Origin of the sequence: Daejeonella sp., from assembly GCF_036405355.1 — a bacterium.
GTDB lineage: Bacteria > Bacteroidota > Bacteroidia > Sphingobacteriales > Sphingobacteriaceae > Daejeonella.
Map to the genome: position 1 here is coordinate 41,840 of NZ_DASWXT010000102.1, position 16,762 is coordinate 58,601.

At 41.3% G+C, this 16,762-nt stretch carries 10 protein-coding genes; 5 read left to right on the forward strand and 5 right to left on the reverse strand.

Features of this window, described 5'->3' with window-relative positions; translation table 11 throughout:
- Window positions 1-16 precede the first annotated feature (16 nt).
- The 3 genes from VGE44_RS12645 to VGE44_RS12655 form a co-directional block, all read right to left on the reverse strand.
- On the reverse strand, window positions 17-3,037 hold the full coding sequence (locus VGE44_RS12645) for a TAT-variant-translocated molybdopterin oxidoreductase (protein WP_331079594.1): 3,021 nt from the start codon (window positions 3,035-3,037) through the stop codon (window positions 17-19).
- Window positions 3,038-3,083: 46 nt separating this feature from the next.
- On the reverse strand, window positions 3,084-4,361 hold the full coding sequence (locus VGE44_RS12650; RefSeq protein WP_331079596.1) for a cytochrome c3 family protein: 1,278 nt from the start codon (window positions 4,359-4,361) through the stop codon (window positions 3,084-3,086).
- A 250-nt stretch (window positions 4,362-4,611) separates the two neighbouring features.
- Window positions 4,612-5,592 carry a deoxyhypusine synthase family protein gene (locus VGE44_RS12655; protein WP_331079598.1) on the reverse strand — a complete coding sequence of 327 codons (981 nt, stop codon included), beginning with the start codon at window positions 5,590-5,592 and terminating at the stop codon, window positions 4,612-4,614.
- 507 nt (window positions 5,593-6,099) lie between these two features.
- On the opposite strand from VGE44_RS12655, the gene VGE44_RS12660 reads away from it, so the two are divergent.
- Both VGE44_RS12660 and VGE44_RS12665 read left to right on the forward strand, forming a co-directional pair.
- Window positions 6,100-6,585: a molybdopterin-dependent oxidoreductase gene (locus VGE44_RS12660; RefSeq protein WP_331079600.1), complete on the forward strand. Its 486-nt coding sequence runs from the start codon at window positions 6,100-6,102 to the stop codon at window positions 6,583-6,585.
- Between the two features lie 473 nt (window positions 6,586-7,058).
- A complete protein-coding gene (locus tag VGE44_RS12665) occupies window positions 7,059-7,340 on the forward strand; it encodes a GIY-YIG nuclease family protein (RefSeq protein WP_331079602.1) in 282 nt (93 codons plus the stop codon).
- A 118-nt stretch (window positions 7,341-7,458) separates the two neighbouring features.
- Here the strand turns inward: VGE44_RS12665 and VGE44_RS12670 are convergent, their stop codons facing one another.
- Both VGE44_RS12670 and VGE44_RS12675 read right to left on the reverse strand, forming a co-directional pair.
- Window positions 7,459-9,870 carry an acetylxylan esterase gene (locus tag VGE44_RS12670; RefSeq protein ID WP_331079604.1) on the reverse strand — a complete coding sequence of 804 codons (2,412 nt, stop codon included), beginning with the start codon at window positions 9,868-9,870 and terminating at the stop codon, window positions 7,459-7,461.
- Between the two features lie 452 nt (window positions 9,871-10,322).
- The gene (locus tag VGE44_RS12675; protein ID WP_331079606.1) at window positions 10,323-11,087 is read right to left on the reverse strand and encodes a creatininase family protein; all 765 of its coding nucleotides are present in this window, start codon (window positions 11,085-11,087) and stop codon (window positions 10,323-10,325) included.
- A 246-nt stretch (window positions 11,088-11,333) separates the two neighbouring features.
- Between VGE44_RS12675 and VGE44_RS12680 the strand changes: the two genes are divergently transcribed.
- From VGE44_RS12680 to VGE44_RS12690, 3 genes are all read left to right on the forward strand, one after another.
- A complete protein-coding gene (locus tag VGE44_RS12680) occupies window positions 11,334-12,989 on the forward strand; it encodes a M28 family metallopeptidase (RefSeq protein ID WP_331079608.1) in 1,656 nt (551 codons plus the stop codon).
- Window positions 12,990-13,840: 851 nt separating this feature from the next.
- The gene (locus VGE44_RS12685) at window positions 13,841-14,986 is read left to right on the forward strand and encodes a BamA/TamA family outer membrane protein (RefSeq protein ID WP_331079610.1); all 1,146 of its coding nucleotides are present in this window, start codon (window positions 13,841-13,843) and stop codon (window positions 14,984-14,986) included.
- Window positions 14,987-15,247: 261 nt separating this feature from the next.
- The gene (locus VGE44_RS12690; RefSeq protein WP_331079612.1) at window positions 15,248-16,654 is read left to right on the forward strand and encodes an IS1182 family transposase; all 1,407 of its coding nucleotides are present in this window, start codon (window positions 15,248-15,250) and stop codon (window positions 16,652-16,654) included.
- The last annotated feature ends 108 nt before the right edge of the window (window positions 16,655-16,762 follow it).

Sequence of the window (16,762 nt, forward strand, 5' to 3'; positions counted from 1 at the left end):
TTTTTTATTTCTTGTATTAAACCTCTACAGTATTTCTAACTTTTGTTTGATATCCTACACCCGGCTTAACGTTAAGCTCTTCCAGGACATAGTATGTACGCTCACTCTTCAGTGCTTTTGAAACTTCAGATTCAGGATCATTTCCATCACCAAAGATGATTGCATTGGTAGGACATGTTTGCTGACAGGCAACTTTAACATCACCATCTTTCAGGGTACGCTTCTCTAATTTAGCCTGAAGCTTACCTGCCTGAATACGCTGAACACACATTGAACATTTCTCCATTACCCCTCTTGAACGTGAAGTAACATCAGGGTTTAACACTAGCTGTGTAAACTCATTGTTCATGTAATTATCAAAACGTGAATCATTCCAGTAGTTAAACCAGTTGAAACGACGTACTTTATACGGACAGTTGTTCGCACAGTAACGTGTTCCGATACAACGGTTGTAAGCCATCTGGTTCAAGCCTTCTGAAGAGTGGACTGTTGCTAAAACCGGACAAACAGTTTCACAAGGAGCATGATCACAATGCTGACACATCATTGGCTGATGTATAACTGAAACGTTATCTATGTTCTCAAGTTTTTCTACTTCTTTTTCTTCAGTTACCTTATTTCCGCCCTCATTAACGGTGTAGTAACGGTCGATACGAATCCAGTGCATTTCACGACGACGGCGAACCTCATCACGTCCAACAACTGGAATATTATTTTCGGCATTACAAGCCACGATACATGCACCACAACCTGTGCAGGCATTGAGGTCGATTGCCATCACCCAGCTATGTCCTGGCTGCTCATACTCATTCCATAAATCATAGTGATTTACGTGAGCATGACCTGTGCCTGAGTTAGGATCTTTCAGGTAATCTTTTAAAGTAGTCTCGCGAACGATATTTCTGCCTTCAATTGAATGATGTGTTTGTGTTTGAGCAAGCTCATAAGTACCAGAAGCTTTTGACAGGCTTGCGGCTGTTGCAGTGTGGAAAGTTGCATTTACCAAACGCAGGAATGGATAAGCATTTTTACCAACTTCTGATCCGGCTTTTCCGGCTTTAGTTCTGCCGTAGCCCAAAGCAACCGAAACCGTTCCATAAGCCTGACCTGGCTGAATAAGTACCGGTAAAGTAATAGTGTATTTATCAGTTTTGATCTCTACAAGATCATTCTGTGAAATGCCTAATTTCTCTGCAAATTTTGCATTTATAGCAGCATAGTTATCCCAGGTTACTTTTGAAACCGGATCAGGTAACTCCTGCAGCCATGGGTTATTGGCCGACTTACCGTCACCAACAGAAACATTCTGATAAATATGTAATTCTACAGCATTATCACCGCCTTTTGCAAGTGAACTGCTATCGGCAAGAATAGTCTGCACTACTGAATCAAGTTCGCGGGAGAAAGTATAGGTACCTGCTGATCTTTCAGGAAGACTAACAGAACCTTTTTGTAGAAGATCTTTCCAGCTTGTACCCGATTGAGCCAGAACTGTTTTTGCCCAGTTATTCTGAATATACTGATAATAATCAGTAACAGCGCCTTCAGACCAGATTAAGAGACCCTGCTCAGCATTACGTGAATTATTAACAGGGTTGATGGCAGGCTGAACAATGGTATAATATCCTTCTACAGGATTTGAGTCGCCCCATGACTCAAGATAATGATGGTTTGGTGCAATTACCTGACATAGTGAAGATGTTTCATCCTTACGGTCTGCAAATGAGACACGCAATTTAACTTTTGCAAGTGCATCTGTGAATGCTTTGGTATCGTTGAACTCGTAAGCAGGATTTGTATTCAAAAAGAAAACTGCATCCACTTCAGAACGGTTCATTTCATTAACGAACTCAGCGAACTCAGCATCATTTCCAGCGTACTGGTATGATGGATTATCAAGATCAATAGTGGTACCGTAACTTCCCAGGATTGAATTGATCGCATTTACAACGATCTGGGTAGAAACATCATTTGAGCCACTGATTACCAGTGCTCTTCCTTTTGCTGCAGCTAATTCTTTAGCAGCTAATGCAATTGCCTTTTCTGCATTCGGATTATTTGCAAGAGGTTTTGTTCCTGTAACCGCACCGCCTAAAGCAGCATATAAATTTAACAGGGCAATACCTTCTTCTGATGGCTTTAATGGAAGGCGCGCATCAGCATTGGTACCTGTTAAACTCATTCCAGTTTCGAACTGGATATGGCGGGACATCTTTTTGCCTTGTAAGGCAGTGTTATTTCTTTTGGAAGTGTACTGGCGGCTAAACTCTACCGGAGAGATCCAGGTACCCAGGAAATCAGCTCCGAAACTTACAATAAGATCTGCTCTGTCAAAACGGTATTTTGGAAGAACTGCCTTACCAAAACTATTTTCATTTGCTTTGATGATACCGGTATAAGAAACCGCATCAACCTGAATATGTTTTGTATTTGGATATTGTGCTGTAAAGTCGGCAATAGCTGCTTTAGTCGAAGGACTGTTAACAGTAGAAGATACGATACGAATTTTCTTGCCACCTGCTTTGATCTTAGCAAGCTCAGCTTTTACGTACTCATCAATTTTTGCCCAGCTTGATTCAGAATCATTCAGAACAGGATTTTTCAGCTTGGAAACATCATAAAGATCAAGCACAGAGGCTTGTCCTTTTGCATCAAGACTTCCCTTACTCAGAATACAATTCGGATTTCCTTCAATCTTAATTGGACGACCTTCACGGGTTTTAACCAGAACGCTGTGTCCATTGAAAGTAGAAGTATAGTAATTTGGAATACCAGGTACTATTTCTTCAGGTTTAACCAAATAAGGAATTGACTTATGAACCGGAGTTGTCTGACATGCAGCAAGAGTAACTGCTCCCAAACCAAATCCAAGCGCCTTCAAAAAGTCACGACGTGGAGTTACGGTACTTAAACCGGCTTCATTCAGAACTTCTTCCATAGGAAGTGGTTCAGCGAACTCGTTTTTGTTTTTTTCAACAAAATCCTTTGTGTTCTGCAGCTCTTCTAAACCTTTCCAGTATTTTTTATTGCTTTCCATTTAAGCTATATAACTGTATACGTATGTTATCTTAAAATTATTCTAATTAGTAGTGACACTTAGCACATTCCAGTCCGCCTAATACAGCAGCTGTAACCTTTTCACCTTTTTTCAATTTATCATGTGCAGCAATCAGCTTATCATAATAAGGATTGTCCTTATGATTAACTTCGGTCTCCCTGTGACAGTTAATACACCATTTCATGGTTAGTGGAGAATATTGATAAACTTCTTCCATGGTTTGAATCGGACCGTGACATTTCTGACATTCGATTCCTGCTACCGCAACGTGTTGTGAATGATTGAAGTAAGCCAAATCAGGTAAGTTGTGAATTCTTATCCATTCAACGGGCTTGGTATTTTCACCGTAAACTTTGGTATCCTCGTTATAGTCAAGAGCATTGTAAATTTTCATGATTTCAGGAGAAGTCTTTCCATCATATTTTTCAGATGCCGTAACATAATTATGGCAGTTCATACAAACATTAAGAGATGGAATGGAAGCATTTTTAGAAGTAAATGCACCAGAGTGACAATACTGACAATCAATTTTATTTACACCCGCATGAAGCTGGTGAGAAAATTTAATAGGCTGTATCGGTTGGTATCCAGTATGAACACCAGTTTCCCACATGCCTTTCCAGCCTGCAGAGCCAAGGAAAATCACACAAAGTAAAACCATGAACAAAATAAACTTTTTGTTTTTACTTAACTTTTTAAGCCCTTCGAAACGATCTTTTGACTCAGCACCTTCTTCCTCTTCAACAGCAATGCCCTTTTTCTGAAGCATTACACGTTCCAGAGTGGTAATCACACGATTTAAAACCAGGATAACCAGGAATGCAATGATGATTACAGCCAGCAGACCAAATAACATGAAGTTACTTACACCGCCTTTATCAGCAGGCGCTCCGGATGCACCAGCGGCAGCATTTGGATCAGCTGCAGGCTTAACATCCCCAACTTTAACATAAGCTACAATATTTTTAATGTCATCGTCTGATAATTCAGGAAAAGCTGACATCATAGCCGGTGAATACTCAGCTGCTTTGACCGCCTGGGCATCGCCTGAAGCAATGAATGCAGGAGCATTTTTGATCCATTTGATCAGCCATGCTTCGTCATACTTTGTATCAATACCCTTTAGGGCCGGACCTACAACCGCCTTGTCAATACCATGGCAAGCGGTACACTTCTGCTTAAAAATCGCTGCTCCTGCTGCTGCATCCTGCGCATTGGCCGAAGAAACAGCCATTGAACACAATAAAGTAACCAGAACCAATGATTTTGTAACACTTCTAAAAAACAATGAGATGCTTCTCATATTGAGTATTTGTTGCTTAAAATTTGAAACGTATAATTAAAAAGTCGACCATAAGGTTATAATCAACATTTTCAGTTGACAAAAGTATGCTTTATTCAAATACGGATGACATTAACATGACCTATTTTATCAATTTATAATCATTCTAAACTAATATATAATTACCTGATTAACAGATATTTTTAGAGTTCTTTTGAAAAATAGCCCTTTTAATCCTAGCCTTAAGCCTTGTTTTTAAAACAGAGAATCACTACTGCTTCAGAACCCAGGCAAATATGAGCGGAGCAACAATTGTCGCATCTGATTCCACAATAAATTTAGGGGTATGAATATCCAGTTTACCCCAGGTAATCTTCTCATTAGGAACAGCTCCTGAATAAGATCCATAGGATGTTGTAGAATCTGAAATCTGGCAGAAATAGCTCCAAAAAGGAATGTTCTCCATTTCCATATCCTGATAAAGCATTGGCACCACACAAATTGGGAAATCACCTGCAATACCGCCACCAATCTGAAAAAAGCCAACACCTTTTCCCGCTGAATTGGCGATATACCAATCGGCAAGCCAGCCCATATATTCAATTCCGCTTTTCATAGTTGTGGCTTTGATCTCCTTTTTCATCACATAGGAAGCGAAAATATTCCCCATGGTTGAATCTTCCCATCCCGGAACTACGATCGGAAGATTTTTTTCTGCGGCAGCCAGCATCCATGAATTCTTAGGATCGATCTCATAATACTGTTCAAGCACCCCGCTAAGAAGCATTTTGTACATATATTCATGTGGAAAGTAACGCTCTCCCGAATCATCAGCATCTTTCCAAAGCTTATGAATATGCTTTTGAAGCCTTCTAAAAGCTTCCTCCTCTGGTATACAGGTATCAGTAACCCTGTTATAATGGTTTTCAAGCAGATCCCACTCATCCTGCGGACTTAAATCACGGTAGTTTGGAACACGCTTGTAATGCGAATGGGCAACCAGATTCATAATATCCTCTTCCAGATTCGCTCCGGTACATGATATGATTGATACTTTATCCTGACGGATCATCTCAGCGAGTGAAATGCCTAATTCGGCAGTACTCATTGCACCTGCAAGGGTGATCATCATTTTTCCGCCTTCATCCAGATGGGTTTCATACCCTTTTGCAGCATCCACCAGAGCCGCAGAATTAAAATGCAGGTAATTTTTTTCTATAAAACGGGATATAGGTCCTCTTTCAACAGCCATAATTTGAATTTAAGCCACAAAACTACCCTTCTTTAGGGTATGAAGCAAATTTTTGAGTACTGAGTACTGAGTATTGAGATCCGATACAGGTTCCCTGTGGTTGGTGTTATCATCGACCACTTTCTCTGTACTTGGTGTTATCAGCACCAATGATATAATCGTGCTTGGTACGGGAGAACACCGACCGGAGAGAAAGAGACTGTTTTTTAAACTTTTTAGAAAGCAGGGCCTGTGTCTCTTCTATCCCTCCAGTCCCGTGTTCTGCCCTGGTTTTTACCCAAAAATTGATTATTCAGATAATATTTTGCCCGGGCAAAAAGCCAGAGCTGACACCCGGGTTTATTTGGCAGGGCTGGTGGTTCTTTTGCTCTTGCTGGCGCACTCGTGCAGTCTGCTAACAAATTTTCATAGCACGCACCAGCGATGTAAAATCAGAAATAAACATTCTGATTACAGAAATTTTTATATTGTATCCTTAAAAAATATACATCCTATTCAGTCAAATAAATGAAAAAATCACTCTTACTGGCTTTAACTTTCATAATCTTTTCAGGCATTTATTCCGGCCTGAAGGCACAATCTGAATCGATTACCTTTATAAATGAATCAGGAAATTCTAGTTCAATAGACCCTATGAAGCTTAAATCAAAAACGATTAAAGCAATTGGGCATGACCTTAAAACACATGAATATTCTGGCCCGCTATTGAGTGATTTCCTCAGCTATGCAGGTGTAATTCTGGGTGAACCTGCAAAAAAACAAACCGTTTCGGGTTATATTACCATCAGAGCCAGGGACAATTATAAATGTGTTTTTGCCCTGGCTGAACTTGATCCATTATTTAGTTCATCTTCTATCATCATAGCTGGCAAAATGGACGGGAAAGCGCTTTCAGAAAATAATGGTCCATATCAGATCATTGCGCCAAGCGATAAAAAACATGGACGATGGATCAGGCAGGTTAGATCGATTGAGCTGCACACGGTTAAGTAACCTGAACTCGATTTAAAACTATACCAGTCTATTTTAAATTGAATAATCTTTTATTTTTTTAGAAAGCAGGGTCTGTTTCTCTTCGGTCCCAACAGACCCGTGTTCTGCCCTGGTTTTTGCCCATAGATTGCTTTTTCAGATAAAAATTTTGTTGGGGCAAAAAGCCAGAGCTGACACCCGGGTTTATTTGGCAGGGGCGGTGGTTCTTTTGCTCTTGCTGGCGCACGCGTGTCGCGTGTGCTAACAATTATTTATGGAAGGCTCGAAACGCGCGCACCAGCAGTGGGAATACTTGAGAGGTTCCCGCCTTCTCGGGAATGACAAGCTTATTTGGGTGGAAACAGGAGATTCCAGCCTTCGCTGGAATCGAAATGCAAAACCATAGGATATATGATATAGGCCTTTTACTCATTTATTGTCTTGAGGTATTTCGGAAATTGCAATTTGGGTAAATGAAGGAATATTTTGTCTATATGCTAACAAATACATATCAAAATGTTTTGTACATCGGTTTTACTAACAATATTCGAAGAAGAGTTTACGAGCATAAACGAAAGCTTGTTTATGGATTCACAAGCAAGTACAACTGCACTAAACTTGTGTGGTATGAACAGTTTTCTGATGTGAACTTAGCCATCGCCAGGGAAAAACAATTAAAGACCTGGGAACGATCCTGGAAAAATAATTTAATTGAAAAGTTTAACCCCGAATGGAACGATCTTGCTGCGAATTGGTTCCTGAAAGGTAATAAGTAACCAGATCCGATTCCAGCGAAGGCTGGAATCTCCCTATTTACTACTTTCAACTTGTCATTCCCGCGGAGGCGGGAACCTCATCGCTTGCACACGCGTGTCGCGTGTGCTAACAAATTAGTCATGGAACGCGCGGCACGCGCGCACCAGCTGTGAATTTCCCTGCCCATCCATAAATTATTTCCTTCATTTCATCACTAAACCTGTTAAAATCATCTGGCGTATTAAGAATGAGCTGATCAGGAGCACCTAACAATTTGTATATTTTTCCAGCTTCAGAAACCGAGGCTTTGATATCTGTAAGACTAGCTGTATGGTCTAGTTGGGGAGCAATCAGCAGCACCGGTCTTGGAGCAATTGATCCTAAGATTTCCTGATAATCATATGGAATACGATCCGCATGACCAACATAGAAACCCAGGCGGGGAATCAGTCCGTGCAAATGCGAAAAAGCTTTAATACCTTCACTTGCATTATCCTTTGAATCTGTACGCATCGGAGTAAATCCACTAACTGAAACAAGTCCGGCAATTCTTTCATCAAGTGCAGCAGCATAAAGTCCGACTGTTGCACCCATTGCATAACCTGCGACAAGAATTTTAGAGCTATCCACAAAATCCAGATTACTCATTGCGTCAACTGCCCCCTTAACATCCGCTAACATTTTTCCCATTTTTGACCAGTTCGGATATCGGTCATAAAAACGTGTGCCTTCTTCAATGCGATTCCCGAAACCGATCATATCGTATGAAAAAACAACATAACCAAGATCTGTCATACCCTCAAAGAAAGACTGAACATCATGATAAGAGGAAAAACCCTTCGAATAATCGTATTCATGCTGATAAATTAAAGCCGGCAATTTACCAGCCTTAATATTTCCGGCTTTATCCTTTGGATAATAAATATAGCCATACAAGTAATCGCCAAACTCTTTGTAAGGTGTAAGGGCCATACGCCCCATACGTGGGGTCACAATTGGCCGTTTGAGAACAGTCCCAAAATAATCTTCTCCGGCTCCCCCATTTTCTAAACGCTCCGGACCGCGATTGTACAAGCCGGGAGGTTCATCCCCAAGGATCCACTGTAAGTGTTGCTTTATTTCTGTTTTTTTAACCGCCCAATTTTCCTTCGTTATCTCTTTCCCTGCACTGGTCACGATTCCCTGTCCACCTTTGGAAGGATAATTCAATGGATTTATATTTTCCTTACTTCGCTCCCGCCAGCCTTCAAACGTATAATTATAAAACAGCTTGTTTTCCGGCTTTTCCTTGCTTCTCTTGAAAACATAATCAAAGAAATCAATATAGTCTTCAATATCGCCCGCATGGGTACCATGTTCACCATCCCTGAACCTGATTGCCAGATTATCCTCTGCATTAAGAAACTTATACACCTTTTGTGCCGAGCCATAGGCCTGCTCAATACCCCAGGGATTGCTGGCTCCTTCATTGATCGCTGTACTCAGCATTAAACCTCTCGGTGCTATCAGCGCCATAAAATGATTCTGATCAATGGGGAGTTTATTCTCCCGCCCAATAAAAAATCTTAGCCGGGGATGAAGCCAGGATGGTTGGGCAGCGGATAATAATGCAATATCTTCAACATCATATTGCTGGGTAGCATACCGCCATGGGACTTCGGCACCTGAACCACCACTGCTTGGAATAACAGCCTTTATGCGTTCGTCAAAAGCGGCAGCCATCAGTGCTAGTTTACCATTTCTGGAGTGGCCGCTCAGGGCAATTTTATCTTTGTCGACAATTGGAAGTGAATGCAAATAGTCAATCGCCCTGAAAGTCCCGAATGCTCTTCTCATCAAACGGGTAAAGTCATATTGGCCAGCCCATATTTCAGAGTATTTTTCAGTATCATCCTTTGCATCCGAAGCTGCATAAACACAGGCCATATACCCTCGTCTTACTGCAATCTGAGCCCAGCCCCTATGATTCCATTGGGTCATAAAAACAGGGAAGGGACCTTCCCCCTGCGGAATCATTAATTCCATGGTGAGTTTGGCTTGATCCTGCGGACCGAATGAGAGCTCCACTATACGAAGCGTAGTTGAACCCTCTTTCTTTTCACTCAGAACCTTCACATTGAAATCCATGGGAGATTGCGGATAAGTGCCGGTAATATAATATTCCAGTTGCTCCTTCATCCATCGGCGCTTTTCTTTCCATTGCACTGCCGTGGTAACCGGAATATTTTTGCCCCCCTCGTCCTCAATAAGGGGATCCGGCAGAAAGGGTATGGATGGCATCTTATCAAAATCAGGAGGAAGCTCGCCGGTCCGTTTAATCCAATCCTTGAATGTCTCGTCCAAAAATGAAACCCGACCATTACTAATCTTATCAGCAGGTAACACCTTCATGGTCCTGCTGAGGCTGGCTTTAAGTTTTAAACTGTCAGATTGTGACGTTGCAGGGATTTTATTTTGAGCAAAGGCTATTGTTGTTAATCCAAAGAAGAAAATCAGGCAAATAATTCTGATTGAAATTAGCGTCAAAAATCCCGGGTGTTGATTTTCCATCATGGTATTGATAATATATTACGGATATGAAGATATAAATTCCCTGCCTCACGGAAGGTATCAACGGCTATTTTTTAGATGAGTCTGTGCAATATGAACGGGATTGCATTGAATAATTCTTAAAGCAATGAGCAGAAATCTAAGGACAGGGGAAGTTTAATTCAGGCCAGATGATTTCAATTGCGACAACAGTTTTTCTAATGACCCAGAATGGGTCAAATGTTTATAGAAATACGTTAACACGGAATCCCGACCCTGAAGGGGTCGCATGTATTTAAAAATTTTCACATACGACCCCTTCAGGGTCGAAAACGATGTTCTATTACGTTTCTATAAACATGCGACCACCTTCGGGGTCGGTTGGACGCATAATTATAGGAACAGAAATTTGCAGGTATACATTAAGCTAATAAAGGGGTTCTCATTTCTAATTATATAAATCAACAAAACTCCTATTCATAAAGATCATTCACATCAGCATTAGCCAATTCAATCAAAAAATGGGATATTTTTAAAGTCACAGCCTTAAAGTATTTTTTCCCTTTCTCCTTCGTTGCAAATTCAGGATTTCCCACCCCAGTGTCCTTGGTAATTTTTGACCATTTTCTTTCTGCCCAGGCCCAGCCTTCTGAAAACTCTTTGATTTTATATTTCTTCTCTTTCCCATCTCCGGCTGTATCTAAAGGAAGCATGAAATCCGGAGCCAGGTGTTGAATCAGGCTTGTCTCCATTTCGTCGGCATGGTCACCATCATGTTCAAAGAATTTCATTTTGTCTACAGACTGAAACCAGTTACAGGTGCTGAGAAACATTTTTGGGTATTTTAAACCCAGCTCTCTGACCATCATTCTAAAATCATTCCCCCCATGACCGTTCAGAATCAACAGCTTAAAAATATTCGAGCGTTGAAGCACTTCTATAATGTCACACAAAATTGCCAGCTGGGTACTTGGATAAATATTCAGATCCAATTTTATGTCCGCCTGACCGGTATTAACTCCAAAAGGGACTGTAGGCAAAACAATGATCTTAGCACCACTTTCCCAGGCAATCCTGGCAGATTCAGCAGCAATATGGTCTGCCTCAATCACATCCGTAGAATAGGGTAAATGATAATTATGAGCTTCTGTAGCACCCCATGGAAGGATTGCCAGGTCATAATCTGAATCTTTTACAGATTTCCAGTTTGTTTCTGCTAAAATGTAGGGTCTGATCATTTTGTTTGGGGTTTGTGAGGTAAGAGGTTTTTGGTGCTTTTTTGGTTTAGATTATGATAGCAGAACCAGCAAAGTTTTAGTACCTTTCATTAGCGGGTTAAGCAATCCAAATTAAACATTCTACCTCAATTTCCAAAGCAGGTGCGAGTCTAATACAGTTGCCCGCCATTGAGGAAAAATCAATTTTTTTTAAAATAGCCTTTAGTTTTTATCAGTATTTTAGCAAAACCTAAGCATACTAACCATATGAACTCAAAAATTAAATTCCTCGCATTTTCTGCCTTGGTCTCTCTGGCTGCCTGCAATCAGAGTAAGCCAAAAATTTCAGATGAAGATGGACTTGCTGCTTTCAGTGCAGATAGTTTGAAACTGCACGTCGCTGAGCTTTCTCACGATTCATTGCAGGGACGTAAACCATTTACGCCCGGAGAAACAAAAACCATAGCCTACCTGCAAAAACAATTCAAAGCTGCAGGTTTGGAGCCTGGAAATGGTGATAGCTATATTCAGGAAGTCCCGATGGTCAATATTCAGACTAAAGCGGCTGCGGATATGCAGGTGACAACATCGAAAGGAAGTTTTAAGCTCAAAGGCTTTGACGATTATGTAATCTGGACTGATAAGATTACCGATAAGGTCAGTTTTGATAATGATGAGGTGGTTTTTGCCGGTTATGGTGTTGTCGCACCAGAGTATAACTGGAATGATTATGCCGGACTGGATGTTAAGGGAAAGATCGTCATGGTGATGGTGAATGATCCTGGATTTGCTGCCAGAGATTCCAGCTTATTTAAAGGCAAAACGATGACCTATTATGGGCGCTGGACCTATAAATTTGAAGAAGCTGCCCGTCAGGGTGCAAAAGGTTGTCTGATTGTGCATACCACTGAGGGTGCAAGTTATCCATTCACTGTCGTTCAGAATAACTGGAACGCATCCAAGCTGAGACTCGATGACCGCGGAAAAAGCAATGTTTATACTGATATCAATGGATGGCTTTCCCTGCCGGCTGCAAAGAAATTGGTTGCTGCTGCGGGACAAGATTCGACTAATTTCTTCGCACAGGCCGACAAAAAAGGATTTAAACCCCTTGCTTTGGATCTTAAGCTGAGTACCAGTGTCTCCGTTAAGACCATATTCAACAAATCACAAAATGTTATAGGCAAAATAACAGGTACCAAACGCCCTGATGAGGTGATCATATACACTTCACACTGGGATCACCTTGGAATTGGCAAACCGGATGAGACTGCCGATTCAATCTATAATGGTGCCTTTGACAATGCCAGCGGCACCGCCGGACTGATTGAACTGGCCCGGGCATTTAAAAGCATGAAAGTTCAGCCTGAGCGTACCATCATCTTGCTCGCAGTAACTGCCGAAGAACAGGGACTTTGGGGCTCTGCATATTATGCTCAGAATCCAATCTATCCAACATCAAAAACAGTCGCGAATATTAATATTGACGGTTTAAATCCTTTTGAGAAAACAAAAGACATCATCATCGTTGGTGAAGGGCAATCAGAACTGGAAGAATATCTGAAAGAAGCTGCTGAAAAAGCAGGACGGGTAATCGCATTTGAAAATCATCCTGAAGCAGGTTATTATTATCGTTCCGATCACTTCAATTTTGCTAAAGTTGGAGTGCCTGCACTCTACACTTCAAATGGCATTGATGTAATTGGCAAAGAAGCTGGCTATGGCGAAAAAAGGGAGAAAGAATACACTGAGAAGCATTACCACCGCCCCTCAGATGAATTTGATTCTGCAACATGGACCTTTGAAGGCGGTCTGGATGATTTGAAGTTGTTTTTTCAGGTTGGTAAACGATTAGCTTTCGAAGAAAAGATGGTACAGTGGAAAAATGGTTCAGAGTTTAAAGCCATTAGGGAGAAGAAATAATTAGATTAAAGATTGCCGGCTATGTGTTAGCTGCCAATCAGTATTTATTGAGTCAGATTCCGGCCCCAGAGCCGGAATCTCCTTTTTACCCCCATGCACTGTCATTGCGGGCTTGACCAGCAACCTCCTCTTTGTTAAATATTGCCCTCTCATTCTCCCGCCCGAGCCTGAATCTACTTAGGAAACTACCCATGCACTATCATTGCGGGCTTGACCAGCAACCTCCAACTCTATTAAACAATCCTTTCATTCCGGCCCCTGAGCCCAAAAATGGCTCTCGCAAAGACGCAGAGACGCAAAATTTATCATCTTAAATAAACAACAGTTAACCTGCAGCCATTTGTGTCTTGGCGTCTTTGCGAGAGTAAAACCCTTTGTCGTGTAAAGGCGGGCCTGATCCGCCATTGCCTCTTGTCTGTTATAAATTATCAGGTCGTGCTTTCAAACTATTTTAAATAAAATGAGGTCGTGGCCTTCGCCACGATGACAGTCAATATTTAAAAACAGGAGATTCCGGCCTCCGCCGGAATCGGATTTCACACCAATCTAATGTCATGACGGGCTTGACCCTCTACCAACTCCCGAACTAATTAATACCTCGTTCGAAACAAGCACAAATTAAGCCAAGATTAAACGCATACTAAACCCATATTTTTGTAGGTTTTGTCCGCGTTTAGTGCGCGTTTACTCCGTGTTTAGTATGCGTTCCTTTAGAAGCAAATACGAACAATTTTTCAACCTTTCCCGCCCTAAGGAATAAGCATATTTTAAGGTCATGATCAGAGCTATTCCCTATCGGATTTTGAATAAGATTCAATTCCAATCAAACTATAATTAACTTAGCGCCCTCTATGAATAAAGAACTGCTAAAAACACTTTTTGCGCTCAGCCTTTTAATACTGATTTCCGGAAATGGCTTCAGCCAGATGAAGCTGATTAAGAAACTCCTCTCCAATGAAGCCGATACAACCCGCGGTAGTAGTTTCCTCCCTCTGCCGGCACTTGGCTATGCCCAGGAAACGGGAATAGAAATAGGGGCCGCCAGCCTTTATTCATTTTATACCGACCGCAAGGATACCCTAATGCGCACTTCCCGAATTACAGGTATGGTAACCTTTACAACAAAAAAACAAAGCAACTTCGCGCTGAAATCAGATATCTGGACACCAGGAAACAAGTTTCATGTAACCTCTGAAATCCGTTACAGAAATTTTCCTTTCAATTTTTACGGGATTGGCAATTCCACCCTGGAAATGAATGAAGACCCCATCACCCAAAAACTCTTTAAACTCAATGCCGGACTGGAAAAAAAACTGGGTAAAAGTATTTATACAGGAATGAGCATGGCTTATGAATCTTACCGCTTTGAAGATAAAGTAGTAGGTGGGATTTACAGCAATGATCCGGGTATCCGGGATAAAGATGGAGGGAAGGTTTTCTTTCTGGGAATTACACAGATCTTTGATAACCGAAATACGAATACCTATACCACAAGAGGATCATTCCTTAAATTCAACTATTCTTATGCCCCTGATTTCTTTGGCGGTGATCATTTCAGCGGGAGCCTGCTTAAACTTGATCTGCGTAATTTTCATGCACTTAGCAAGAAAACAACCCTTGGTTTAAATGCTCATTTTCAAACTATTAGCGATAGTAACACCCCATTTTATCTGCTTCCACAACTTGGCAGTGACGAAATGATGCGTGCATATTATGCCGGACGATTCCGTGATCAGAATTTATTAGCTCTGCAGGGTGAACTCAGGCTCAGGCTTAATCCACGATTTGGATTGGTCGGATTTGCCGCTGCAGGCAATGTCTATTCTGGAGGCAATTTCAAATTGATCCAACTCAAGCCCAGTGTTGGCGGCGGTTTCAGATACTTCTACGACATCGAACGAGGACTTAGCGTTAGGATGGATTATGCAATCGGCGAACAGAATCCGGGAGAAAAGCGGCAAAGCGGTTTTTATTTAAGTTTGGGCGAAGCGTTTTAATTATTATTCAACATAATTGCCCGAATGAATTTTTGGTCATCGGCCCCTTTGGTGTCAGTAGAAATACCCACCTTAATTGCCAATCAAGATTAAAAAAACCCTTAAAGGATTTTTCTAAATTACTAAATAAGGAGGTTCTCGCCTTCGTGACTGTTGCACAACTCGGTTTCTAACCTCTGAAACTTCCGATTTAAACTGTAAGATGGGTCAGAATTTTTCTTAATATATTGATTAAATCTGCGTTTTTGCGTATTTTAGCCTATGCAGGGAAAGAAAATCAAACAGAGAAAACTGTTCATAAATTTCAGTCTTGAAGACCGTGTCAAACCGGATAATTTTTATCGTCGTTTGAACGAAATACTCAATTTGGACTTCCTTTATAAAGCCACAGCCAAATACTATGGCAAGGAAGGTCAAAAGAGTATCGATCCGGTAGTCTTTATGAAACTAGTACTAGCCGGTTACCTTGAAAACATTAACAGCGACAGACGTATCATTAGTACTTTTGAAAACAGGATGGATATTCTTCTATTCCTGGGTTATGATATCGACGAGGAGTTTCCCTGGCATTCTACGCTCAGCCGTACCCGGAAGCTCTATGGACAAGAGCAATTCCAGGCCCTATTTGATCAGGTAATTAGACTATGTGTGGAAAAGAGGCTGATCAGTGGCAAGCGTCAGGCCGTGGACAGTGCACTTGTGCGTGCTAATGCCTCTAAAGAAAGCATGAAAGAGATCATGGATGATGCCCGTCTGTACGTTCAGGAACTAACGGATAATACCGAACCCGACCCTGATCCTCCGACAGAAAACAACGATAAAAAAACAACAAAGAGAATATCTAACCAAACTCATTTCAGCCCATCGGATCCTGACGCACGTTTGACCAGAAAACCCGGCAAACCTGTAAACCTGTATTACAAGAGTCAGCTCAGTGTAGATACAGCCAGCCATTTCATTACCTATATACAAGCCTTTCCGGGCAACTCTGCTGACAACATGAGCCTTTCTGAAATAGTTAATAAGACAGTAAAAAATCTGGGCAATCACAACTTAAGGGTTACTGAAGTGCTAGCAGATGGAGGTTACAGTAGTGGTGAAGCTATAAAAGCATTGATGGGTCACAATATTGAAGGGTACATTCCCAATTCAGGCAACTATAAACACAGCCGGGACGAGGAAGGCTTTTTTTATGATGCTGAAAACGATTCATATACTTGCCCAAATGGAGCCCAGCTCACTTTCAGACGATTTGCTCCATCTGCTAAAAAGGCAACCATTTGGAAGAAGATATATGAGTCTGCACCTGGTGATTGCCGCAACTGTCCGTTAAAAGAATCCTGTATTACAAAGAGGGGGACTAAACAACTGGTTGACACTGTCGATAAACATTTGTATGAACAAATGCATAGAAAAACAAGAAGCATCCAAGGCAGAAAAATGAAGTTACTCCGGTCAAGTACAGTGGAGCCTGTCTTTGGTTCTCTGATTAACTACACGGGAATGAGTAGGATTAACTCCAAAGGGATTCAGCAAGCAAACAAATGTATGCTGATGGCCGCCGCTGCCTATAATCTCAAAAAACTCCTCAAATATCACTTTAAGCCGTCTCAAATCAGGGCCGAAAATCATCAAAGCAAACCTGAGGGCATGCCGATGGCAGCTTAAAAGGGATTCTAGGCGGTTGCTTCGCTAAAAACTTAAATCATTGTTCTAAATCGAAATGTCAAGAACATACCAGCTTATCTCACCGTTGGCTACTTATAAAAAATGCAA